17 protein-coding genes and 9 tRNA genes are annotated in these 24,911 nt (G+C 39.2%); 18 read left to right on the top strand and 8 right to left on the bottom strand.

Going from position 1 to position 24,911, the window contains the following annotated elements:
• Window positions 1-76 precede the first annotated feature (76 nt).
• The 16 genes from PaeCFBP13512_RS20275 to glmS all read left to right on the top strand — a co-directional run bounded on the left by PaeCFBP13512_RS20275 (window position 77) and on the right by glmS (window position 12,416).
• Window positions 77-149 (top strand) — tRNA-Thr (locus PaeCFBP13512_RS20275).
• A 9-nt stretch (window positions 150-158) separates the two neighbouring features.
• Window positions 159-230: transfer RNA gene (locus tag PaeCFBP13512_RS20270), tRNA-Glu, on the top strand.
• A gap of 12 nt (window positions 231-242) precedes the next feature.
• Window positions 243-318 (top strand) — tRNA-Val (locus PaeCFBP13512_RS20265).
• A 30-nt stretch (window positions 319-348) separates the two neighbouring features.
• A tRNA-Ser gene (locus tag PaeCFBP13512_RS23135) sits at window positions 349-404 on the top strand.
• A 12-nt stretch (window positions 405-416) separates the two neighbouring features.
• Window positions 417-498, top strand: a tRNA-Leu gene (locus PaeCFBP13512_RS20260).
• Window positions 499-506: 8 nt separating this feature from the next.
• Window positions 507-581, top strand: a tRNA-Gly gene (locus PaeCFBP13512_RS20255).
• A 21-nt stretch (window positions 582-602) separates the two neighbouring features.
• Window positions 603-679: transfer RNA gene (locus PaeCFBP13512_RS20250), tRNA-Arg, on the top strand.
• A 28-nt stretch (window positions 680-707) separates the two neighbouring features.
• A tRNA-Pro gene (locus PaeCFBP13512_RS20245) sits at window positions 708-781 on the top strand.
• Window positions 782-788: 7 nt separating this feature from the next.
• Window positions 789-862 (top strand) — tRNA-Gly (locus PaeCFBP13512_RS20240).
• Window positions 863-1,239: 377 nt separating this feature from the next.
• Window positions 1,240-4,035, top strand: coding sequence for a phosphoenolpyruvate carboxylase (gene ppc, locus PaeCFBP13512_RS20235; RefSeq protein WP_069325698.1), 2,796 nt, complete (start codon window positions 1,240-1,242; stop codon window positions 4,033-4,035).
• 223 nt (window positions 4,036-4,258) lie between these two features.
• Window positions 4,259-4,828, top strand: a complete 570-nt coding sequence (sigW, locus tag PaeCFBP13512_RS20230; RefSeq protein WP_069325697.1) for an RNA polymerase sigma factor SigW — start codon at window positions 4,259-4,261, stop codon at window positions 4,826-4,828.
• Between the two features lie 125 nt (window positions 4,829-4,953).
• Window positions 4,954-5,565, top strand: a complete 612-nt coding sequence (locus PaeCFBP13512_RS20225) for a zf-HC2 domain-containing protein (protein ID WP_069325708.1) — start codon at window positions 4,954-4,956, stop codon at window positions 5,563-5,565.
• Window positions 5,566-5,871: 306 nt separating this feature from the next.
• Window positions 5,872-6,696, top strand: a complete 825-nt coding sequence (cdaA, locus tag PaeCFBP13512_RS20220; protein ID WP_069325696.1) for a diadenylate cyclase CdaA — start codon at window positions 5,872-5,874, stop codon at window positions 6,694-6,696.
• Complete coding sequence (locus tag PaeCFBP13512_RS20215; RefSeq protein ID WP_137225628.1) at window positions 6,696-8,294, top strand: CdaR family protein; 1,599 nt, start codon at window positions 6,696-6,698, stop codon at window positions 8,292-8,294. Before cdaA ends, PaeCFBP13512_RS20215 begins: the two co-directional genes overlap by 1 nt.
• Before the next feature lie 171 nt (window positions 8,295-8,465).
• Window positions 8,466-9,809: a phosphoglucosamine mutase gene (gene glmM / locus PaeCFBP13512_RS20210; protein WP_137225626.1), complete on the top strand. Its 1,344-nt coding sequence runs from the start codon at window positions 8,466-8,468 to the stop codon at window positions 9,807-9,809.
• A 774-nt stretch (window positions 9,810-10,583) separates the two neighbouring features.
• Window positions 10,584-12,416, top strand: a complete 1,833-nt coding sequence (gene glmS / locus PaeCFBP13512_RS20205) for a glutamine--fructose-6-phosphate transaminase (isomerizing) (RefSeq protein ID WP_069325692.1) — start codon at window positions 10,584-10,586, stop codon at window positions 12,414-12,416.
• Between the two features lie 142 nt (window positions 12,417-12,558).
• Here glmS and PaeCFBP13512_RS20200 read toward each other — a convergent pair whose 3' ends face one another.
• The 7 genes from PaeCFBP13512_RS20200 to PaeCFBP13512_RS20170 form a co-directional block, all read right to left on the bottom strand.
• On the bottom strand, window positions 12,559-13,410 hold the full coding sequence (locus PaeCFBP13512_RS20200) for a carbohydrate ABC transporter permease (RefSeq protein ID WP_069325691.1): 852 nt from the start codon (window positions 13,408-13,410) through the stop codon (window positions 12,559-12,561).
• A gap of 90 nt (window positions 13,411-13,500) precedes the next feature.
• A complete protein-coding gene (locus PaeCFBP13512_RS20195; protein WP_069325690.1) occupies window positions 13,501-14,397 on the bottom strand; it encodes a carbohydrate ABC transporter permease in 897 nt (298 codons plus the stop codon).
• A gap of 104 nt (window positions 14,398-14,501) precedes the next feature.
• Window positions 14,502-15,833, bottom strand: a complete 1,332-nt coding sequence (locus tag PaeCFBP13512_RS20190) for an ABC transporter substrate-binding protein (RefSeq protein WP_137225624.1) — start codon at window positions 15,831-15,833, stop codon at window positions 14,502-14,504.
• Between the two features lie 206 nt (window positions 15,834-16,039).
• Entirely contained in the window at window positions 16,040-17,323 is a 1,284-nt protein-coding gene (locus PaeCFBP13512_RS20185) for an extracellular solute-binding protein (protein ID WP_137225623.1), read from the bottom strand.
• Window positions 17,324-17,343: 20 nt separating this feature from the next.
• Window positions 17,344-18,327 carry a substrate-binding domain-containing protein gene (locus PaeCFBP13512_RS20180; protein ID WP_137225621.1) on the bottom strand — a complete coding sequence of 328 codons (984 nt, stop codon included), beginning with the start codon at window positions 18,325-18,327 and terminating at the stop codon, window positions 17,344-17,346.
• 22 nt (window positions 18,328-18,349) lie between these two features.
• Window positions 18,350-20,134 (bottom strand): sensor histidine kinase, encoded by a 1,785-nt coding sequence (locus tag PaeCFBP13512_RS20175; protein WP_137225619.1) that lies wholly within the window; start codon window positions 20,132-20,134, stop codon window positions 18,350-18,352.
• Window positions 20,135-21,772: a helix-turn-helix domain-containing protein gene (locus PaeCFBP13512_RS20170; protein ID WP_161594328.1), complete on the bottom strand. Its 1,638-nt coding sequence runs from the start codon at window positions 21,770-21,772 to the stop codon at window positions 20,135-20,137.
• A gap of 192 nt (window positions 21,773-21,964) precedes the next feature.
• Here PaeCFBP13512_RS20170 and PaeCFBP13512_RS20165 point away from each other — a divergent pair, with 192 nt between their 5' ends.
• Complete coding sequence (locus tag PaeCFBP13512_RS20165) at window positions 21,965-22,312, top strand: hypothetical protein (RefSeq protein ID WP_137225616.1); 348 nt, start codon at window positions 21,965-21,967, stop codon at window positions 22,310-22,312.
• A 386-nt stretch (window positions 22,313-22,698) separates the two neighbouring features.
• Entirely contained in the window at window positions 22,699-23,958 is a 1,260-nt protein-coding gene (locus PaeCFBP13512_RS20160; RefSeq protein ID WP_137225614.1) for an MFS transporter, read from the top strand.
• A 31-nt stretch (window positions 23,959-23,989) separates the two neighbouring features.
• On the opposite strand, the gene PaeCFBP13512_RS20155 is transcribed toward PaeCFBP13512_RS20160, so the two are convergent.
• Window positions 23,990-24,889: a LysR family transcriptional regulator gene (locus tag PaeCFBP13512_RS20155; protein ID WP_137225630.1), complete on the bottom strand. Its 900-nt coding sequence runs from the start codon at window positions 24,887-24,889 to the stop codon at window positions 23,990-23,992.
• Window positions 24,890-24,911: the final 22 nt, after the last annotated feature.

Raw genomic sequence — 24,911 nt, 5'->3', positions numbered from 1 at the left:
CTGATAGCTCAGTTGGTAGAGCACTCGACTGTTAATCGAGTTGTCACAGGTTCGAGTCCTGTTCGGGGAGCCATTTGCTCTCATAGCTCAGTAGGTAGAGTGCATCCATGGTAAGGATGAGGTCACCGGTTCGAATCCGGTTGAGAGCTTCGCAATAGGGCCCGTTGGTCAAGTGGTTAAGACACCTCCCTTTCACGGAGGTAACAGGGGTTCGAGTCCCCTACGGGTCATATTTACTTCTTGGAGATTTAGCTCAGCTGGGAGAGCATCTGCCTTACAAGCAGAGGGTCGGCGGTTCGATCCCGTCAATCTCCACCATTTTTCTTAAATAACATGTTCACTTTATTGGGGATTAGCCAAGCGGTAAGGCAANGTCGAAGGTTCGAGCCCTTCATGACTCACCATTTTTCTTACATGCGCGTGTGGCGGAATTGGCAGACGCACTAGACTTAGGATCTAGCGTTTCACGACGTGGGGGTTCAAGTCCCTCCACGCGCATAGGTTTTGCGGACGTGGCTCAGCGGTAGAGCATCGCCTTGCCAAGGCGAGGGTCGTGGGTTCGATTCCCATCGTCCGCTCCAATCTTTTACAAGGTTTTATTTGCGCCCTTAGCTCAGCTGGATAGAGCGTTTGACTACGAATCAAAAGGCCAGGAGTTCGAATCTCTTAGGGCGCGCCATTTTTTCTAAAAGTGAATAAACGCATAACGGGATGTAGCTCAGCTTGGTAGAGCACCTGGTTTGGGTCCAGGGGGTCGCATGTTCAAATCGTGTCATCCCGATCGTTTTGCGGGTGTAGTTCAATGGTAGAACTTCAGCCTTCCAAGCTGATAGCGTGGGTTCGATTCCCATCACCCGCTCCATTTTTTAATTCAAAGACCGGAAACGGTCTTTTTTTGCTATATATAAGTATAAAAACTTATTATAGCTATGGAATCATGTAGATCCTGTTTTATAAATTTTGTACTTTTTTCACTTTAGTTTATTCGTTTGTCGACGGAAATACTATGTTAAAAGAAGAGATATATTCTCTCTATTGATGTAAAATAACGAATACGATAGTTGACAAAATGCTTTTAGGGCAGGTGTCAATTTTCATTGTGATTGATTGGTTAAAAGTTTGCATAATCATTCATAAGTTCAAAATTAATTAAAGTAATCAGTGTAGCTTTGTTGTATGATGTTAAGAAGATGTTAACATATAGAGGAATTGACACCGGTGAAAGATAGGAGGAAGAGCATGTCTGAGTTGACAGTGAATGCTAGTAAAAATCATTCTAACAACTTGCTGCGGCGAGATGTACGTTTTTTGGGGAATATTCTAGGTGAGGTGCTTGTCCATCAAGGCGGACAGGAACTTTTGGATATTGTTGAAAAAATTCGTGAGCTAAGTAAATCATTGCGTGCAGTAGCTTTACCTGAGGTTTTTGAGGAATTCAAAACACTTATCAAAAATCTGGATTCTGATAATCGACACCAAGTGGTACGCGCTTTTGCGATTTACTTCCAATTGGTGAATATTGCAGAACAGAACCACCGTATTCGTCGTAAACGTGACTATGAGCGTTCTGCTGGGGAAACGATTCAACCTGGTTCTATGGAAAGTGCTGTTCAAGAATTAAAAGAACAAAACTTTACTGCAGACGAAGTAGAGGCTATTTTGGCTGACCTTTCGTTGGAATTGGTGATGACAGCTCATCCTACAGAAGCGATGCGTCGTGCCATTTTGGATATCCACAAACGTATTTCAGAAGACGTTACTCTTTTAGACAATCCTACACTGACTTTCCGTGAGCGCGAGCAATTACGTGAAAAGTTATTGAACGAAGTGATTACATTATGGCAAACCGATGAGTTACGTGATCGTAAGCCAACTGTATTGGATGAAGTGCGTAATGGGATGTATTATTTCCATGAAACTTTATTTGATGTATTGCCAGAGTTGTATCAGGAATTAGAACGCTCTTTGAGTAAGTACTATCCAGAGCATGAATGGCATGTACCTAGCTTTTTACGTTTTGGTTCTTGGATTGGTGGAGATCGTGATGGTAATCCTTCTGTTACAGCAGATGTGACTTGGAAAACATTACAGATGCAGCGCCGCCTTGCGATTCGGGAATATCAACGTATTTTGACAGACTTGATGAAATCATTAAGCTTCAGTACAACTATTATTGATGTATCTGAAGAATTGTTATCTTCTATTCAAAAAGATCGTCTCCATGTAACGATTGATAAGAAGTTCAGCTGGAATAATGAAAATGAACCTTATCGTATTAAAATTGCTTATATGTTGCGTAAATTAAATAATATATTAGATGAGTCTAAAAAAGGGACAGCCGAAAGTTATAGTCATATGGGTGAACTTTTAGAAGATTTGCGAGTGATTGATCAAAGCTTGCGTCATCATTATGCAGATTATGTGGCGAATACATATGTGAAAAAGTTGATTCGTCAGGTAGAACTGTTTGGTTTTCATACAGCGACGTTAGATATTCGTCAGCATAGTCAAGAACATGAGAATGCATTGACTGAAATATTAGCGAGTATGAAAATTGTAGAGGACTACTCTAAGCTTAGTGAAGAGGAAAAGATTGAACTTCTTGGTAAGTTGCTAACAGATCCTCGTCCTTTGACATCAACATACCTAAATTACAGTGAAAGCACTGAAGAGTGTCTAGCTGTATACCGTACTATTTTCAAAGCACAAAAAGAATTTGGTACAAACTGTATCTCTAGTTACTTGATCAGTATGACGCAAGGCGCTAGTGATATTCTTGAAGTGATGATCTTTGCTAAAGAAGTCGGTCTGTTCCGTCAAGATCCTGATGGTACCGTTCATTCTACACTTCAAGCAGTGCCTTTATTTGAAACGATTGATGATTTACATGCAGCACCACAAATTATGCGTCAAGTATTAAATTTACCAGCTTACCGTCAATCGGTTGCAGCTATGAATAATTTGCAAGAGATTATGCTTGGTTACTCGGATAGTAATAAAGACGGCGGAGTAGTGACAGCGAACTGGGAACTACGTCTAGCTTTGAATGAGATTACAGCGATGGGTGCAGAGTATGATATCAAGCTTAAATTTTTCCATGGACGTGGAGGCGCTTTGGGACGTGGAGGCATGTCTCTAAACCGTAGTATTTTGGCACAACCTCCTCATACTGTAGGTGGCGGTATCAAAATCACAGAACAAGGTGAAGTGATTTCTTCTCGTTATTCTTTACAAGGTATTGCTTATCGTAGTCTAGAGCAAGCTACCTCAGCTCTGATCACTTCAGCTATTATTGCTAAAGTAGGAGAACCTGAAGGGGAGAACAATAAGAAGTGGGAACAAATCATGGAAGACATCTCGGAAGTGTCACTCCATAAGTATCAAGATCTTATTTTCCGTGATGAATCCTTTATGAGTTTCTTCAAAGGTTCTACACCACTACCTGAAGTAGGCGAACTTAATATTGGTTCTCGTCCTTCTAAACGTAAAAATAGTGATCGATTTGAAGATTTGCGTGCGATTCCATGGGTATTCGCTTGGACGCAAAGTCGTTACTTGTTGCCTGCATGGTATGCAGCTGGAACAGGTATTCAACACTTCTATCAAGATAAAGAAGAAAATATGGCTGTCCTTCAAGAAATGTATAAAGAGTTCCCATTCTTTACTACATTAGTGGATACGCTACAAATGGCTATTGCTAAAGCGGATCTGATTATAGCTAAAGAGTATGCAGGCATGTATAAAGATGAAGAGCAACGTGAACGTATTTTTGGATTGATTCAAGAAGAGTTCAATCGTACTCGTGATCTTGTTCTTAAAATTACTCATCAACAAGATATTTTGGACAATGTACCTGTTATTCAGGAATCGGTGCGTTTACGTAATCCTTATGTAGATCCACTTAGTTATCTTCAAGTACAATTGCTCAACGAGCTACGTGAACTTCGTGAGCAAGATGAAGATAATCCAGAATTGCTACGTGAAGTATTGTTAACTATTAATGGTATTGCAGCAGGACTTCGTAATACGGGTTGATGTTACATTTTATCTTTAGTTGAATCGTAGAATAAGTCTTAGAATAGTCGGAATATACATTATGGCTACAAATAATGATATATTCCGGCTTTTTTTTGTCTGAAAGTTTAAAATTCGCAGGATTACGATTGCAATTTTGGCTTGATTGAATTACGATTTGTATTGGATTGTAAAATAAATCTATTGCTACACATACATATAGGGTACGAAGTCTGGGGGAGTGATGGTGGATAATATAGAAACGAGATTGGTTAAACTAGCGCTTAAAGGAGATCAGCGTGCTTTTGCCGAAATCGTTGAATTATACAAAGATAAAATTTTTCATTTGGGCTATCGGATGCTAAGTAACCGTCATGAAGCAGAAGATGTTGTACAAGAAACCTTTTTACGGGTGTATAAAAACTTAGATCGATATGATCAGAAACAGAAGTTTTCTACATGGATTTACCGAATAGGGACTAATCTGTGTATAGATCGGTTACGTAAGCGTAAACCTAGTTATTCCTTAGATGCAGAATTAAATGATCAAGATGGAACAGATGGATATGCTCTTTTACCTGGTGATGAACGAACACCTGAAAGTGAATATTTACTGTCAGAAACGCAACAATTGATTCATCAAGCGATTGATTCTTTGCCTGATAAATATAAGACCGTTATGGTATTGAGGTATTTACAAGAGTTGTCGTTACAAGAAATTAGTGAAGTTATGGATATGCCTGTAACGACGATCAAAACACGTGTTCACCGTGGTCGAGAATTTTTACGTAAAAAATTAGAACCCAAACTATAAATTAAATTAGAAATTGTGAAACCCATTGAAATACAATTCGTATTTAAGAAGGTAGAAGCTGTTTCAACAGCTTCCTTTTGGTTATACGGGTTGAAAAAGTATTTGAACAGAAAGGATTGGCTCATATGGATTGCAAACTGGCCGTCTCACTGATGCACGAATATTTAGACGGCGACTTACTGGATGAAGAAACAGATGAATTGAAGCAACATCTGGCTGAGTGTTCGGAATGCCGTGTAGCATTTAAACAGTTAGAACAAACAGATATGCTTCTTTTCGCCGTAAATCACCGCAAGCCGCCAGTATCTGATGAGCTCACTGCTCGAATCATGCAGTCTTTACCCAAGTCTAAACAGACACATGTTTGGTGGACTTGGCTAAAACGACATCCTGCATTAACAGCAGCGGCAGCTTTCTTTATTATTTTGCTTGGAACACTTCCATTATGGAATGAAGGCCCGGAAATGATTGTCAAAGGCACAGATTTGGATCAAGTGGTTATTGAAGGAAATTCTGTAATTGTACCGGAAGGTCGCACGATCGCTGGTAATTTAACGATAGAAAAAGGACAGGCTAAGATTTATGGCGATGTAGAAGGAAATGTTACTGTGATTGATGGTGGTATCTTCCAAGCAAGTACAGCGCATATTTCTGGACAAGTTCAAAGTATTAATCAATCAGTAGATTGGGTTTGGTACAAAATCGCAAATGTATTTTCTGAAGTCGCCTCTCCTTGATTTGTGATTATTGCCTGAAAGGCGCCTCTTTTAAAGAAGGCGTCTTTTTGCGTGTGTGCTTATAAAACGTGTACAATAAGAAAATAGTAGGTTGCAACGATAGAAGTATCGTTATACCCTAGATATAGTAGTATTTTGTTAAACAATAGTTAGGATCAGTACAAATAATTCATAAAAATAGATTTATTGCGCATTTGGTGGCAGGTTTGGGTAATCTTTTATACAAAACCTACTTTCTGTATATACAGTCATGAGGAAAATAATAGATTAAGGGTCCACTAGATAGAACATGACGGGGGTTTCAGTATGGATTATTTTACGAGCTTAACCTGGAAAGATTCGATCAAAGATATCATTGATATTTTAATCGTCACTTATATTATTTATCAGTTAATTCTATTGGTTCGTGGTACACGAGCTGTACAATTACTGAAAGGTATTTTGGTGCTTGTATTTATCTGGGCAATTAGTAGTTGGTTTGATTTGTATACATTGAAATGGTTAATGAATCAGGCGTTTACGTTTGGTGTACTGGCGATATTTATTATTTTCCAACCCGAACTGCGACGTGGACTAGAGCAATTAGGTCGAGGTAAAATTTTTGGTCGAACGTTAGCGGATGATGAAGAGATCACCAAGATGGTCAACGAAGTAATCAAAGCAGTTCATTATCTATCCAGACGTAAAATAGGAGCTCTTATTGTATTTGAACGTACAACAGGTCTAAATGAGTATACGGAATCGGGAATCAAAATGCAGTCGATGGTGAGTTCAGAACTGCTTATTAATATTTTTATTCCAAATACCCCTCTACATGACGGAGCTGTTATTATACAAGGTCAACAAATTTCAGCAGCAGCTTGTTATTTACCACTGTCTGAGAATCCATTTATAAGCAAGGAATTAGGAACAAGGCATCGTGCAGCTATAGGAATTAGTGAAGTTGGCGATGGCGTATCTCTGATTGTATCGGAAGAAACAGGTCAAGTATCACTGGCTATGAATGGACAAGTTATTCGTGATATCCATGAAGAATCATTGATCTCTAAATTGCATGATGCATTGAAACCAAAAGTAACCACAAAAGAGAAAAAAAGCCCGTTCTGGAAACGTAAAGGAGGGGAGCAGTAATGATGGATAAATGGATCAATAACAACACAGTTGCTAAAGTATTGGCTCTGGTTGTAAGTATACTACTGTGGGTTATGGTCCATCTGGATGGAGGAGCCGCTTCAATTCGTACAACCTCCGTTTCTTCAGCGATGGGAACCAATGTGATTGATAATGTACAGGTTCAAGCGTATGGATTTGATGAAGATAAATATGTACTCAAGTCGCTTGATCCGACACGGGTGAGTATTCAGGTAAGAGGACAGCAGTCTGATCTGACTTCATATTTCTCATCAGAGAGCTACAAAGTGAAGGTAGATCTCAGTCAAGTTACTCAAGCAGGGACAGTGACATTACCTTTAATTCCTGAACTACCAGCCAGCGTACAGTATGTATCCATGAGTCCAAGTACAGTTAAAGTCACGATAGAAGAAAAAACATCCAATGCTTTTGAACCGGAAATTGTAACTCAAGGAGAACCGGCTACAGGTAATCAAGCAGGCAATCCTGTGATTACAGATGGAACAGACAAAGTGACGGTTACACTACCTCAAAGCAGACTTGAAGATGTGCAAAAAGTTCAAGGTGTGGTCAATATTGAGGGAGCAACGGATACCGTCTCCAAAACTGTATCTCTAGTGGTCTATGCCAAAGATGGATCTGTGATCAAAGATGCTGTCGTCTCACCAGCCAGTGTCAAAGTAGAAGTGCCTATAGGGACGTCTGTGAAGACTTTACCTCTCAATCTTAGTTATACCGGTGAACTTCCTAAGAGCCTGATATTAGCCAATACAGAAGCAAGTGTGAACGAAGTGACTGTATATGGATCAGAGAAATCGCTAGCGGCGTTAGGAGATTCGATTACAGCCACAGTAGATTTAGGATCGATCAAAGAAGCAGGGACAACAAATCTCACAGTGAAGTTAGATATTCCTGAGGGTGCTGATCGAATAGCGCCGTCTACAGTTCAAGTAAAAATTACTGCGGAAGCTTTCTCACAAAAAGATATTGCTAATATTCCAGTGATCTTTAAAGGGGCTAGTGAGAATTATACCAATGTGATTACAGATCCAGCTAATCAGCAGGTGACACTCAATGTTAAAGGTACACCTGAAGCGCTAGAAGCTTTAAAACCAGCTGATATTGAAGTGTCGGCTAATATTAGTGGCAGAAAGCCAGGCACGTATAAAATTCCTGTACAAGTGATTTTGCCAGATACGATTGCTCTATCTGATCCAGCTAGCGCACCTACAGTTACAGTAACTATCAGTGAAAAAACAGATACCACAACGCCAAAGGATCCGGCGGATACGGATAATTCAGGAACAGATACTACCGATGGTACAGGTAGTGGGACTGATTCAGGTACGGGTACAAGTGGAACGACAACACCGGATACAAGTAACCCGGAAACGACAATTCCTTCAGAAGAAACGCCTACCACTCCAGAAGGAACCACACCTGAACAGAATCCTGAAAGCAACGGATCTGCCGGAGCAGAGAATGGTGGGACAACAACGATTCCTCCAGATAACAGTAACAGCAATAGTAATAGTAATGGTACAACATCAGAGGCGGCTACCAATACAAAAGCTGTTTTTCCCAGTACGTACCGATAAGTTATAGATGACGTATAGTATTGACTTTATGATGGGGTCAGCGTATAAAGGATAAGATTGTCTATTGGGTTGTATCCTGTCCTATAAGATGTATTTTCTACAATATCGTAAATGAAGTTGCTACAATCATAGAAATTATAATTTGAACAATAATAAGGAGCACAATAAATAATGGGTAAATATTTCGGAACAGACGGTGTACGAGGCGTTGCTAACAAAGAATTAACAGCAGAGATGGCTTACCAGATCGGACGCTGTGGAGGGTATGTACTTACTCATGGAGCAGAGAAACCGACAGTAGTCATCGGGATGGACACTCGTATTTCTGGTCTGATGCTGGAATCTGCATTGGTTGCTGGATTATTATCAATCGGTGCACATATCATCCGCTTGGGTGTAGTGAGTACACCAGCAGTAGCTTATATTACGCGTCTACTGAAAGCCGATGCAGGTGTAATGATTTCAGCTTCGCATAATCCGGTAGAAGATAACGGAATTAAATTTTTCGGTGGAGACGGCTTTAAATTAACCGATGAAACTGAACTTGAAATCGAAGCTTTGATGGATGCTAAAGAAGATACATTGCCACGTCCAGTCGGAGCAGAACTTGGAACAATTATTAATGACGATACATCCAAATTCAAGTACTTGGAGCATTTGAAATCTACAATCACTCATTCTTTTGCAGGGATGAAAATTGTAATGGACTGTGCAAATGGAGCAGCTTACGAATTGGCACCTACTTTTTTCAAAGAGTTGGGCGCAGAAGTCATTACGATTGCAGCAGAACCTAATGGTCTGAATATCAACGACCACTGTGGATCTACTCATCCTGAAAAGTTAAAAGAAGAAGTTCTTCGTCATGGCGCACATATCGGTCTTGCTTTTGATGGAGATGCAGATCGTCTTATTGCGATTGATGATAAAGGGGAAGAAGTCGATGGTGACTATATCCTTTGTATCTGCGGAGATGCGATGAATCGTGCAGGTAAATTGAAAGATAGCATGATTGTATCCACTGTGATGAGTAATATCGGTTTCTTTAAAGCGACTAAAGCGCTTTCTTTGGAAACGAAGATTACAGCTGTAGGCGATCGCTATGTGATGGAAGAAATGAAACGTGGAGGATATACGCTAGGTGGCGAACAATCCGGTCATGTGATTTTCCTCGACTATATTACAACAGGTGATGGAATCTTAACAGCAGTACAATTAGTAGATACATTAGTAGGCTCTGGCAAATCATTGAGCGAACTCAAATCAATGATGGATAAATATCCGCAAGTACTGGTAAATGTACGTGTAGAAAGCAAAGCACGTTATGAAGGCAATACTGCTATTGCAGCTGCTGTTAAATCAGTCGAAGATCAATTAGGCGATAACGGTCGGGTATTGGTTCGTCCATCAGGAACAGAATCTCTTATTCGTGTTATGGCTGAAGGTCCAAACAAAAATGAATTAGAGCAATATGTAGACCAAATTGTAGATGTAGTTAAAAAAGAATTAGTCGTGTAAATCATTTATATTTGAATAGAAGGTTACTAGATGACGATATTATGGGCAGATATATGCTGTTCAGTAGATCGATTCTAGTGACCTTTTTTATAGAAGATAATGCGTCAGATCAAGGAATAAGGTTAAATAGTAAGAGGCTTGTCTGTGATAAAATAGCTGGTTAGAAAGACTGAAAATGATTTGTGAGTATTTTGTCAGATTTTTATCATTGTTTTATAAAAGATTAATAGATATAATGTACAAGTTACCAAATGTAATGTAACTGTAATGTAAATGAAATCTAACGTACTCAAATATAGAAAGTGAGGATAGAGGTAGGCATAAAGATTCACTAAGCGCCAGAGCTTGATCGCTACGGAGAAATTAGATCAAGCTGACGAGGTGGAGGTGTTCGAATGTTCGGCGGGGGCCTCCCGGTGACGCATCAAACCGTGAAGCAGAATTTAAAAGTAGAGAGTGATCTCTGCGACAAAGATTCTGTTTGGTGCATATGTATACACACAAAGCTGAATGATCAGCATAAGATAGAACGACTATTTTCAAAAAAATTACTAATGTGCATAGAGCATGAGCAGGATAACAGCATCACATAGAATGTACATTGAAAGCTAAATGATTGATTAAGTGATCAATCCTAGGACTCCAAACTAAATATGGTTCAGAGATAAAACACAGTGCATACCTATTCTAATGTCATGATCTGTATATCCCTGACTCTTGTTCTGATGTGCAATTCACGTCATTAGACGAACATTCGAACGGAGGAATACAACGATGTGTGGTATTGTTGGATATATTGGGAATAAAGATACGCAAGCTATTTTGGTGGATGGACTTCGCAAGTTAGAATATCGTGGTTATGATTCAGCGGGGATTTCTGTTTTTACAAGTAAAGGATTGCAAGTGGTTAAAGCTTTGGGTCGCATGACGAACCTGGAAGCAAAATTAGAAGATCATCCTTTGGTAGGTAATGCAGGGATTGGACATACACGCTGGGCAACTCATGGTAAACCATCTGATCTTAACTCTCACCCACATACAGATGGAACAAGCAAATTCTCTGTTGTGCATAACGGAATTATTGAAAACTATTTGGAGCTTAAAGATGAATTGATCTCTTCTGGTGTTGTATTTGTATCGGAAACAGATACAGAAGTTATTGCTCACCTTGTGGCTCGTGAATATGACGGAGATATCGTTAAAGCTGTACAAAAAGCAGTAACATTTATGCGTGGTGCTTTTGCACTTGGCGTATTAACAGAATATGAGCCTAATAAATTAGTCGCTGTACGTCAAGCAAGTCCGCTTGTTATCGGTGTAGGTAAAGGCGAGAACTTTATCGGTTCCGATATTCCTGCAATCTTGAAATACACCCGTGATGTGTACATTTTGGAAGATGGCGAAATGGCTGTATTGACTGAAGATGCAGTAGAATTGATGACGATTGAAGGCAACTTTATTTCTCGGGAAATATTCCATGTCGATTGGGATGCAGTAACCGCAGAAAAAGGCGGATTCGACCATTTCATGTTAAAAGAAATTTATGAGCAACCTAAAGCTTACCGTGATACAATGCTTGGTCGTATTAACGAAGATGGTAAAGGTGTTCATTTCACAGACTTGAAATTAACTAAAGAACAAATTAAAAATATTCGTAATATCCAGATCGTTGCTTGTGGTACAGCGTATCATGCAGGTCTTGTAGGACGTAATATTATTGAAAACCTAGCGAAGATTCCTGTAGAAACAGATGTAGCTTCTGAATATCGTTACCGTTCACCAATCATTGCTAAAGACACTTTGGTGATTGTAGTGAGTCAATCCGGTGAAACAGCAGATACATTAGCGGCTCTACGTGAAGCACAAGCAAATGGTGCTCATGTTATTGCTGTAACGAATGTCGTGGGTAGTTCGATTGCTCGTGATGCCAATGATGTTATTGCTACATTAGCAGGTCCAGAGATTGCTGTAGCTTCTACTAAAGCGTACACGTCTCAATTGATTGCTTTCTACCTACTAGGTCTATATATGGCTGAAATTCGTGGAACGAAAACTACTGAAGAAATCGCTCATATTCTTGCAGCAATGGATTCATTGCCTGAGCAAGTAGAGCAAGTATTAACACAAGCGCCGATCATCAAAGAATATGCAGAGCATATCGCTCAACATAAACATTTGTTCTTTATCGGACGTGGTGTGGATTATGCGGTAGTACAAGAAGGTTCTCTGAAATTAAAAGAGATTTCTTATATCCACTCAGAAGCTTATGCAGCAGGCGAATTGAAGCATGGTACACTTGCTTTGATTGAAGAAGGTATTCCTGTAATTGCGCTAGCTACACAAGAAGATGTGCTTGAGAAAACACTAAGCAACATCAAAGAAGTGAAAGCTCGCGGTGCAGAAGTGATGGTTGTAAGTTATGAAGAACGTCGTGAAGAGCTAATGAAATCGGTAGATAAAGTATTATCGATTCCAAGAACATTGCCATTATTGACTCCAGCATTGTCTGTAGTTGTATTGCAGTTGTTAGCTTATTACGCTTCACTAGCACTTGAGCATGATGTGGACAAACCACGTAACCTTGCGAAAAGTGTAACGGTAGAGTAGTATTTCCGAGTGATTAAAGTTTAATTTTTTACAAAATAAGATTTAACCATATGAAAAAGCCGAGTACTATTCAGGTTCATTCCTGATAGTGACTCGGCTTTTTTTGCTCATAAGCACATATTAAATGATTCGACTATAGTAATTACTTCACAGCACCTGCGGTAATCCCACTAGCAATCTGACGCTGGAAAAAGATATACATAATCAATACCGGTACAATACTGATAAACAATCCTGCAAACAGTGGACCCCACTCTGTACGATACTGCATCTCAGCTTGCATTACAGCGATACCAATTGGGAGTGTATAATGATCAGGATCATTGACCAATACCAGTCCAACAAAATACTCATTCCAGATATTCAGAATATTAACGATAGCTACGGTGACAAGTCCGGGTTGAGAAAGGGGAAGCATGACTCTAAAAAAGGTACCAAAGTAAGAAGCACCATCAATTGCTGCGGCTTCTTCTAATTCTTTCGGTAATGTTTTGAAAAAGCCAACGAGCACAAACACTCCAAAAGCGATCAATGTAGTGGCATATACCAGAATCAAACCGATCGAAGTATTAATCAGATTAAGCTTGTTCATTAAGAAAAATAACGGAATCAATGCCAGACTAAATGGAACCATCATTGAACTGATGTATAAAAGAAACAATACGTTACTACCTCTAAATGGATAACGAGCCAGTACATAAGCTGTAGTTGCTGATAAAACCAAGCCCAAAACAGTTGAACCCAGTGTGACGATTAATGAATTTGTAAAATATTTACCGAAGTTATACGTTTCCCATACATACGTAAAGTTGCTCCATAACAAAGGAACATCCGGTAACGCCCACGGAGGGTTGGCATAAAATTGTTTGTTATCTTTGAGTGCATCGAGCAATGTCCATAGTAGTGGATAAAGTACGGTAATACTCCAAGCACCTAGAATAAGATAGAAAAAGATACGAATAATAGGATGACGAATACCCATAATACTGCCCATCGAACTCCTCCTTGATTAACGCTCTGATAACCCGCGATGTGGAGTCAGACCGATTGAATAATGTGATTTACATCAATTAGGGTAATTCTATTAATTCATTTCGACTGTTTCCTGACGCATAATACGCTGTAACGCTACGGTAGTAATCAACGACATGATCAAAATGACAACACCAATTGCCGCTCCATAACCAAAGTGGAATTGTTGGAAAGCCATTTGATAGAGATAAGAACCCATAACTTGCGTCGAATTATCCGGACCCCCATTGGTCATAATCATAACGATCACAAATGAACCATTGAGCGTAGTCATCATAATATTCAGAACGGATACTTTGATCTGTTCCCAGATCAGCGGTAGCGTAATATGAGTGAACTGATGCCACTGCCCTGCACCTTCCAGTGAAGAAGCTTCATAATACGATTCAGGAATACCTTGAATCGCTGCAATCAGCAAAATCATATAGAAACCAATACCTGCCCAGATCGAAGGCGGTAATAACATCCAGATCGTATGAAAAGGAAAGCCTAACCATGCTGTTTTGACTTCAGTGCCTGTAATCAATGAAAGAATCGAATTGAGAAAACCGATCTGTGGATTATAGATAAATGCCCATAATACCCCGATGACAACAACAGAAATGATATTTGGAATAAAAAAGATAGAGCGGAAAAATAAAGCGAATTTGAGACGGAAGCGAGTTAATGATACTGCAAAAAAAGTAGCTAACAACATAATGCCGATCATTTTACCAGCAACTAGAAAATAATCATTACCGATCGCTTGCCACATAATTGGGTCATGCATCAGATCGACAAAGTTTTTGAGACCGATAAAGTCTTTATTTTCAGAAGAACCTGACCAGTCAAATAAGGAGTAATATAATGCCTGTATAATCGGGTAGACCATAAACAGACAGTATAGAATAAGCGTAGGTAAAATAAAGGTTAAAATAAATACATTCCGTTGCCAATGTCGTGAAGTCATAAGTACACCATCCTTTTCTTCGATCCCGCCTATTTAATATCTAAAAGTAAAACAGGAGACAACCGGATGATAAGCATCGGGCCGTCTCCTGTAGTTAATAGATATTAATTAGCTGCTTTTTGAGCGGCAGCCGATACGCGTTCAATCCATCCGTTAGGATCAATAGTACCAATTGTTAATGCGACTGTAGCGTCATTCATTGCTTTTTCTACATCAGCATTGAACGTAATGGTAGGTACGACAATGGTATCTTTAGAGTTCAGGTATTCTGCGGCTTGTTTTACAAAAGCAGGCGCATTAGAAGCACTGATATCTCCTTTGATATTAGAAGGAGCACCACTTAATTCAGCCCATTGTGAAGCTTGCTTTTTGGCGAAAATAAATTGGATAAAAGCATAAGCGGCTTCTTTATTTTTGGCTTTGGCAGCGACACCTACTGTAGCTGTAGAAGTGACTGCAATAGATTTACCACCGGGTTTCTGAGTAATAGATGGCATAAATCCAAAGTCGAACCCTTCAGGGACATCTTTAGACATTTCATTAGGCATCCATAATCCGTTAGCGATAAAAGCATCTTTGTGTTGCAAGAATAGCATTTGAGAATCGGTATGATTTAACTGTACAGCGGCTGGATCGATAATACCGTCATCTCGCATCGTGACGATCTGATTCAGTGCTGTCATCACAGCAGGGCTTTTGAATGCTTCTGGATCATTAGCAGCTATTTTTTGCAAAATAGAGAAATCATCATTATTGGCAGACACCATCGCTGGATACAAGATAGAGTTGTTAATATAATAAGGATAGATCCCTGTATGAATAAATGGGGTAATGCCTTTAGCTTTAATCTCTTTGCTTACAGCGACAAAAGAATCGAAGTCTGTTGGTGCTTTCCAGTTATTATCTGCGAATAATTTTTTGTCCCAGAAAATACCCCATGAACTTAAAGCGAGTGGAATATTGTAAGTTTTACCACTGTAATCTTCAGGCGCTTGAGTAAGAGATTCAGAGATCAGATCACCATCAACGGTTTTGGCTGTTTTGTACCATTCGGTTAAGTCTTCTAGTTGTCCATCTTCAATCATTTGACGAGCATTCAGACCCGCACCATCAATATATACAAAATCAGGTGGATTACCACCTATCCAGCGGGGTTTCATTTGATCGTTTATTTTTGGTCCTGCGCTGACTTTAATCTTCAGATCGGGGTTAGCGGTTTGGAATTCCTCGACGACTTTTTTCCACCAGGCATCACCATAACCACCTACAAAATATTGAACTTCGAAATCTCCTGTCAGTCCTTTACCTGATGAAGCTGTTGTTCCTGTGTTTGCCGTTCCACTTGCTGCATCGTTGCTACTACCACAACCTGATAATGTAAATACAGTCAGCAATGCCGCTGCACTTAATACAGATAACCTTTTTTTCCATGACATAAAAAATCAAACCCCCTATTGATAATTTAAATCACGCTAAATGTTAGTCCTGCAACGATTTGGCGTCTTCATTTATCATAAAGGATTTGATTGTAAGATTATATTGAATATATTATTTTAAATCTTGAATATTTTACGAGATATGAGTTTATTCGTTAATTATAGGTTAAATATAGTTACTTACTATGTTATATATGTGATATATTTCACTGAGTAGGGATCTGATAGAGTGTTTGCTGTCGTTCGGCGTATTGTTGTACTTGATTCAGTGCAGCTTGTGGACTAACACCATTGTATAAAATAGCATTACCCATTTTGCGAGTTAATGCCATAATATCTCCCCATTCCGGTTGTTGAAGTGGATAGAAGTATGCACTTTCCAATCGTTGAATATCAGCTTCCATGATAGGGTCTTCCAAAGACAATTTACTCGCTACCGTAGTGGTTACTGGAATCATGCCTTCTTGCCGTATCATTTCTTCATAATTCTCATCATTGTATAAATAATCTAAAAAGGTAGATAAAGCTTCTCTATTCGTATGATCTGTTTTAAATGATAACATCACATCTTGCACACCAAAATTCATTGGAGGCTGACCGTCTTTTACCGGAATGGCCCCATTACCCCACGCTGTATTTGGAAATTCACGTTCTGTGACAGAAGCAAAATAATTGCCACTGATCATCATGCCTAATTGCCCATCACCGAGAATACGTTGTTTTTCATCTCGAATGGTAACAGTCGGTTCAGGATCGGTTAATCCTTGTGTATATAATTGCTTGAGGTACGTAAGTCCGGCAACATTTTGTGGAGAATTAATATCCCATTTTCCGTTCTTCATCCAACCTCCCCCTGCACCAAAAAAGAAATACGATAAATAAGCAGGGATTTCATTATCGGTTAAATCGACACCAAAGCCATAAGCTCCAATTGCTTTGAGTTTGATTGCATCTTGCGTCAATTGTGACCATGTCTGTGGAGAACGAGTGATACCGGCTTGTTCAAAAAGATTGTGTTCGTAATACAACTTGCGAATTGTAGCTACATAAGGAATCGCATACTGTTTCCCCTGAATACGATCAAGCTTGGATAAATGAGGTGAAAGTTTATTTTTAAGATCATCGGATATCAGATCATCCATATTATTGAGTAAGTCATCATGTCCAAAGCGAGCATACATATTCATATTCAGTAAGTCTGGCGGATGTCCTTCACTAATCATCGATGTATATACGCCATCGATTAGATCCCAATTGACCACTTGTAGTTCTACTGTAATCGAAGGATTTTCACGCATAAAGTTACGAACCAACTTTTCCAGTAAAGGCTTAGTACTTGAACTATACTCGGCAGCTACAAATTGGATCACAGCTTGTTGCTCGGTAGTGCCCACAGGAGCAGGAGCAACCGCAGATGATGTACAGGCACTGAGCAGCAACATCAAGCATAAACTACCAAGCGTTATCCCAATCAAACGATTAGATCGCATAGATTAACCATCTTTCTGTTTTATTTTTCGTAGAAAGGAAATAGTAATTTTTGATTTTCAGGCGTATACATTGTTGTTGGTGTAATGACTGTCGAAGGAATCATCGTGATAGAGTGTTGGCTGCTTAGAGAATTAGAATCGGTAAGAACTTTTTGCACAGCCAGATACCCCATATTAAAAGGTTTTTGTACAATTAAAGCATCTAACGTTTTTTCCTCTAGCAATTCGATCTCATAAAAAGAACTATCAAAAGCGATAAACATCATCGAATCCATATGACGTTCTTTGAGTGCACGAGCAGCACCGACTGCAATAGGTTCATTCATAACGATCAATGCATTAGGTCTAGGGTATTCATCAAGTAATTTGGTAGTGAGTACATAGGCTAGTTGTTCTGATTCTCCGGAATAGTATGTCGTGGTGTGACTGTTAGCTACTGCACCCAATACTTGCTTAATTCCTTGTTCACGTGCTTTGAAAATACTAGAAGATTGATAATCGCCAATAATCGCTACATAGGGTGCACTATTGGTCTGATAAGCCGCCATTCTCCCTGCTTGCATCCCCATCTGCACATGATCACTAGAAACAGAAGAAGGCGCATTGTTTACAGGTAAAGGCGTATCCATCACCACTACAGGAATATGGGCATTTTGTAGACGAGTAATCCCATTCAGTACACGTTGATCATTCAAAGGAGCAATAACAACAGCACGTGGCTTAAGAGTCAGTGCGTCTTGAAGAGCATTTAACTGACTATTGATATCTGTATCATCGAGAGGGCCAGAGACTAGAAATTGAACTCCTTTTTCTTTGGCTGCTTCTTCAGCACCACTACGTACGGTTTGCCAGAAATCCGATTGAGGACTATTGGACTTCAGAATAATCATAATCGTTCCTTCTTCTTCATGAGCTGAGGTGAACCAGACAAAATAACTAATAATATAAAGCGCTCCTGCGACTAATAAAATAGCGATCCACCAGATGATACGTTGATTCCTCATACGCAATCTCACTTTCTCTTTTTCACAAAATAACAGGTACGCGGATCGTCACGATAGTACCTTCGCCAAGTATACTGGTCATCGTCATTCCATACGTTGTTCCAAAATAAAGTTGAATCCGTTCATTCACATTGCCAATTCCGATACCATGTTGTGTATTCGTAGCTACCGTTCCTTGAGTGACTTCAGCTAATCGTTCGGCTGTCATCCCCAATCCATTATCTCGCACTTCAAAAATCAATTGCTCGTCTTCTTGCCATGCTGAAATGTAAATGATTCCGGGTGTCGTCTTGCTACGAATGCCATGATAAATCGCATTTTCGATAAAAGGTTGAAGTAGAATTTTGACAGTTTTATAGTGCAAAATATGTGAAGGAATATCAAATACATAATCTAATTGCTCACGATAACGCATTTTCTGAATAAACAGGTACTGACGAATATGTTCGATTTCGACTCGGATCGATACCAATTCTTGATCACGAGTAATACTAGCACGGAACATTTTGGCAAGAGCAGAAGTCATATCGACCACTTCTTCATGCTTTTCTTGTTCAGCCATCCAGATAATCGAATCTAACGTATTGTAAAGGAAATGAGGATTAATCTGTGCATGTAAAAGCAAGAGTTCAGCTTTACGTTTTTGCTCACTATTTTGGACAGTTTCATCCATCAGATGCTTGATTTCGTTGACCATCACATTGAACGATTGACCTAATTGATTGATCTCATTATCTTCTTCAAGGGAAGTCTGGATATGAAAGTTACCCAATTCAACTTGCTTCATATCACGCTGTAATCGTTTGATCGGTTTGGTTAAATGTAAAGATAGCAATAACGAGATCACAATTGAGATTCCGATACCTAGCAGAGCATACAGTAAAATAGAATGTTGAATAGAAGATTTGTTAGCGATCAGATCATCACTGTAAGTAACCCCTACGATTTTCCAACCTAAGCCGGTATCCTGTACCGAATAGATTCGTTTGCCTTTGGTATCATCGACTGTAAACGATTGACCACTTGAAGTACTTAACACTTGTGGAATTTCTTCTGTGGCTAGACTGCTATATAACAGTTGTTGTTGCGGATGATAAATAATATTGCCTGTACCATCTACAATAAAGACATAGCCTTTTTTGCCTAAATAAATCTGGCTACACATCTCGTCGATCACACTCAAATTCAGATCCACCACAAAAATACCTTCAGGCGTAATCCCATCATTGCTTTTAAGTTCACGACTGAGTGAGATCACCCAGCGATATTCACCCCGAATTACATTTTGAATATGAGGCGGAGAAACGATCGACTTGCCATTCATTTTCTGTGCATCGATATACCATGATTGTTGCTTGGGATCGATATTAGGATTGAGTGCGGTAATTCGGCGATCGGATACGGTGCGACCGTTGTAGCCAAATACCATAATCGAAGCGATATCGTTACGGCTATACAGAATATTTTGAAATAAATCAGAAATCCGCTTCTCATACGGACGACTATCGCTTTTGCTAATAAAGCTATTGCTCGAAATATAATAGGTGACATCTTTATTGGTTAAAGCGAGTAATGAGATATTTTCCATATTATCAATATACGATTGGATATTGGTATTGACCTGACGCATAATTTCTTGAATATACACCTGAGAATTCTGTTCTGCGGCATCAACAGTCAACCGGTAATTGTTAAGACTGATAATCGCGATCACGATCAGAATCAGACCGGAAAAAGCAACCAATAAGCTGGTCGTCAAGCTTTTCCATTTCCAGGTGGTAAAGATTCTGAATAGATCACGTAGCATTTATGGGGACAACTCCTTTACTTGCCGATGCTGTTCCCGATATTGTTTGGGAGTAGTACCTGTATGCTTTTTGAATGAAGAACTAAAGTAATTGGGATCGGTATAGCCTACCTTTTCAGCAATTTGATAAAATTTATATTCAGTCAAACGCAGTAATTCTTTGGCTTTATCCATCCGAACACGTGTTAGATACTCTACATAGGTCAATTCAGTATGTTGTTTAAAAGCTTGGCTGAAACTGCTTGTACTCATAAGCACATGACTGCATATTTCTTGCAAAGATAAATGGGCTTCAGCATAGTGTTGTTCGATATAATAGATGGCTTTTTGAATATGTTGCTGGCTATGAATCTGTGTCTGTTCGTTAAGAAGAGTAAATGTAGCATAAAGAGCATCGTTCCATTGTTGCAACATCTGTTCTAGTGTAGGAGCAGTGAGCCACTGAGATTGCTGAATCCAATCATTCCAAACTGATTCTAGTCCTAAATGAGATAACCAATCTTGTATGCGTGTAGCGACCTGTCGAAATTGTGAGCGACATTCAGTAGGTGTTGTTCGCTGTAGTATCATTTGCTGTGCCATATGTTGCGATGCACGTTGTGCTTCAAGCAGGTGATTGTTGCTTAACTGCGCTACGATGTCTTTTTCCCAATCGGTAAAGCTTGTAGAAGGGAGTAAGGACGGCTGAATATCAGAGAACGACAACAGAGTACCTGTCCCCAAAAGAAAGCGATAATCTAAAGCTTGGATAGCTTGTTGATATTGCTGAGGAATATCCAACAGATCCGAACAGCCTGTGCCGACTCCTGTTGTAAATGAGATCGTTATATCTGGATGATCCAAAGCATACAACTGCTGAAATACAGCTTCGATCTGTACAGACATTGTAGATGCAGATTCTTGATCGACAGCAGTTGAAGCGAATAGATACACACAGCGAGATGAATAGATACAAGAAGCAAAAACGAATGTAGCTGGTAAAATAGTCGATAACACACTAGAAAGTTGTTGATCCAGTTGTAAGACATGTTGCAAAGAAGGAGATGTAGCATATTCTATCGTATGGTCGATATCCGGTTCGATCACAGCCATATAATAAGGAGAAGCAAGAGGAGGTAAAGCAAATTGAATTCGATGTTGTTCCCATTCTTCATGATCGACTCCTGTCGTTAATACCTTGTCCCAGAAGCGTTCTTTCAGTAAAGGTAGACTTTGTGACCACTGATCATGTAATAGGTCAATATTGTTGTGCAATTGACGTTGATCATCCATTTCTAGCTTAATCTGTTGTAATAATGTACGAATTTCTTTGGCGGTAATCGGCTTAAGGATAAAATCAGATACTTTTAACCGAATGGCTCTTCTAGCATATTCAAATTCGTCAAATCCAGTTAGCAGTATCATTTTGATATCTGGATAGTGATCATGTACAAATTCAGCAAGTTCTAATCCATCAACAAATGGCATACATATATCAGAAATAATCAGATCAGGTGGATCAGCGACAATAGCGGCTTGCGCTTCAAGCCCGTTGGCATAGTCACCAACCCATTCAAATCCATGAGTTGCCCAATCAATCCGAGTCTTCAGACCTTCACGTATAATGACTTCATCATCAACTAACATCACTTTGTACATAAGGTTCTCTCCTCTCCAAGATTCTGACATTTTTGACAAAATATTTATCAAAGAGTAACTAAAGTTAGTGGTATGTTATATAATGTATCTTTATTTATAAGTTATTATCACGTAGGAATTTGTTCACTTTATCATGTTTTAAAAAGACTGACAACTGCTATTGTGACTATATCAACAGGTAGGAAGAGGCACATGAAATCCAGTAAAGAATCGATATCATTAGAGGATATCCAGCGCTTTTTGCAAAAAGAAATCAGCTTCGAATCAGACTCATTGTCTATCAAGCAAATACATAAAGGATTTTCCAAAGATCAGAAATATATAATGGATGACAGATATCTATTAAGAATGTTCTCATCTGATGAAGTTGTGCAGCGACAACAAGAAGCAGACACAGTCAAACAGTTAGCGCAGTATTCTGATACTATTCCGAAAGTAATACAATTTGGATTACGGGAAGAGTGTGAATTGGGATATATGTTGCTGGAGTATATGTCAGGTACTCTTTATATGAAGCCATCCATCTTGTATCTGCATTAGTATGGGGAGAAAAACAAGGCACAGAACAATATGAACTATTATTCAATTATTCTATGGATGTGCTGGAATATTATGATTTTTTCCAAAACTCTATTCCGTCATGGTATAATCAGTCAAATTATTTAAATAGATCGACAAAGGAGAAATAAACAATGTACATATTACAACGACAGCGAAGCATCTCAATGGATCTCAACGACTACGTAATAACAATGATTACCATACCCAAAAATATCAGGAATAGACACTGGATCAGACCATAGCTATGTATAGACTGGATCAATATGTGAGTAGCTCTACATTTTAAAAGCTAGTAAACCACGATAAGAACATACATAGATTTATGATGACCTGAAAGGTGTCTTTGTCCTCAAGGAGACCTACTTATGAATAGCAATACTCATTTCTGGAAATATCCTTCTATTTTGCTTACAGGTGTAGCCATTGCAAATATTGGAGATTGGATTTTTTTGATAGCGCTGAATCTAACGATGCTTGATATGTATGGATCACCACTTGCTATTGCAGGACTGTATATTCTCAAACCATTTGCCACATTATGTACCAATAGTTGGGCAGGGAGTATGGTCGATCGACTGAATAAACGTCGCTTAATGATTGGGTTCGATCTGGTGCGAGCAGTACTTATTTTCACCCTTCCTTTTCTTCATCATATTAGCTTGATCTATATCGTTGTGCTGGTCATTAATATGGCAAGTTCTATCTTTAAACCTACATCCATGGTATACACCACCAAGTTAATTCCAACAGAGTACCGTAAACGATTTAATTCGATTCAAAGTTTGATTCATTCCGGTGCTTTTCTAATTGGACCAGCAATAGCAGGTTTGTTATTTTTGATCACCAGTCCTCAAATGGCGATTTTTGGCACTGCACTAGCTTTTGGTGTGTCTAGTATGATGACATGGATATTGCCTGATTTAGAAAAGAAAACTGTTACAGTGGATGAGTCTATACATAACGAACAATTAACCAAAATGACAAAGTCCAGTCGTTCTTGGCAAATGATTAAACAGGATTGGCAATTAGTAATTAGATTTAGTCGGCAAGCTTGGAATGTGATGTTAATTTATTTTCTTTTTCAAATATTGATGGTAGTAGCGGCAGGACTAGATTCGATGGAAGTCGCTTTTGTTAAAGAAGTATTGTCAGGTACAGACAGTCAATATAGCTATCTGGTTAGCGTAGCAGGGATAGGATTAGGGGTTGGCGCACTGGTGAATATGATAATCGTTAAGCGTCTAACGGTAACGATATTATTGACGGTCGGTGCAATTGGATTTGGCACAGGTTATGTGATCTATAGTTTATCGCATACTTTTGCAGGTGCCGCCGTTGGATTTTTTGTACTAGCTTTTTTTATGGCATTTATGAATACAGGATTTACAACTTTTTATCAAAATCATGTACCTGTTGATATCATGGGACGGATCAGCAGTATCTACAGTCTGGTCGCAGCTATGATGCAAATTCTATCTGTGTTTATACTGGGGTTAACTGCGCAGTTATGGTCGATTTCATGGTCAGTGATTATCGGTTCATGTATTCTGTTAGGTATCACTTTGGTGCTTGCTCTGGCGGTTCGTCTCTATATGCCGATGTCTCCACCAGAAGAAGCAACATAAATGATTGAATGCTTAAATAGATAAGAATCATTTACTTTACCATAGAACTATCCTGCCGGATCGTATGAACAAATTGCTGACTGGCTGTAGATAAAGGCTCATGGAGACGAGTGCAAATAGCAATACTATTTTGCAAATACACATCGTTGACGAATACACGTGCTAATTGTCCTCGTTCTACATAGTCTCGTACCACGAATGAAGACACAAAGTTAGCACCATAACCACCAATAACGGCTTGAATTGCTTCTGGCAATCCATTAAATTGCAAAGGAATCTGCGGAGGAGGGGTATTGTGAGTTCGACATAAGGCTAATAAACGCTCTCGTGTCGAGCTTCCTTGCTCACGCATTACAAAAGGTTCTTTCATCATCTCTTGTAGTGAAATATGTTGACCGGCATAACGATGATTAGGTGCTACAACAAACCAGAGTTCATCTCGAAATAGTTCTTCTGCTTGAATATCTGCTGTCTGTTCTTCAGCAAGTCCTCCATAAATCGCAATATCGACTTCCATTTGTAATAACTGACGTAAAGCATCGGTAGAATTGGTGGTGGTTATCGTCATATCTACATGTTCATATTGTTGCTTGAACTTGGCGATCCATGTAGGCAGTAGAAAATGAGCAGGCAAATAAGTAGCTGCTAAACGAATCTGCCCACGCTGTCCTTGATGATACTGCTGGATCCATTGTTCGACCTGTCCAGTTATCGCAAAAATACGCTGTGTAAATCCCAACAATTCTTTAGCTTCGATCGTTAAAGCAATCCCTCGTCCTTGCGGAATAAATAAAGTAATCCCTATGTCTTTTTCCAACTTCTTAATCTGTGTCGTAATCGCAGGCTGACTAATATTTAATAGATTAGCAGCTTTAGTTACACTGCCTTGGATAGCAATCGTATGAAATAAATAAAGAGCATGCATATTCAACATTGCTATTGTCCCTACTTTC

Origin of the sequence: Paenibacillus sp. CFBP13512, from assembly GCF_005233705.1 — a bacterium.
Classification (GTDB): Bacteria; Bacillota; Bacilli; order Paenibacillales; family Paenibacillaceae; genus Saccharibacillus; species Saccharibacillus nuruki.
Note: the sequence above shows the minus strand (reverse complement) of the source record. Positions and strands in the feature narration are given on the sequence as shown.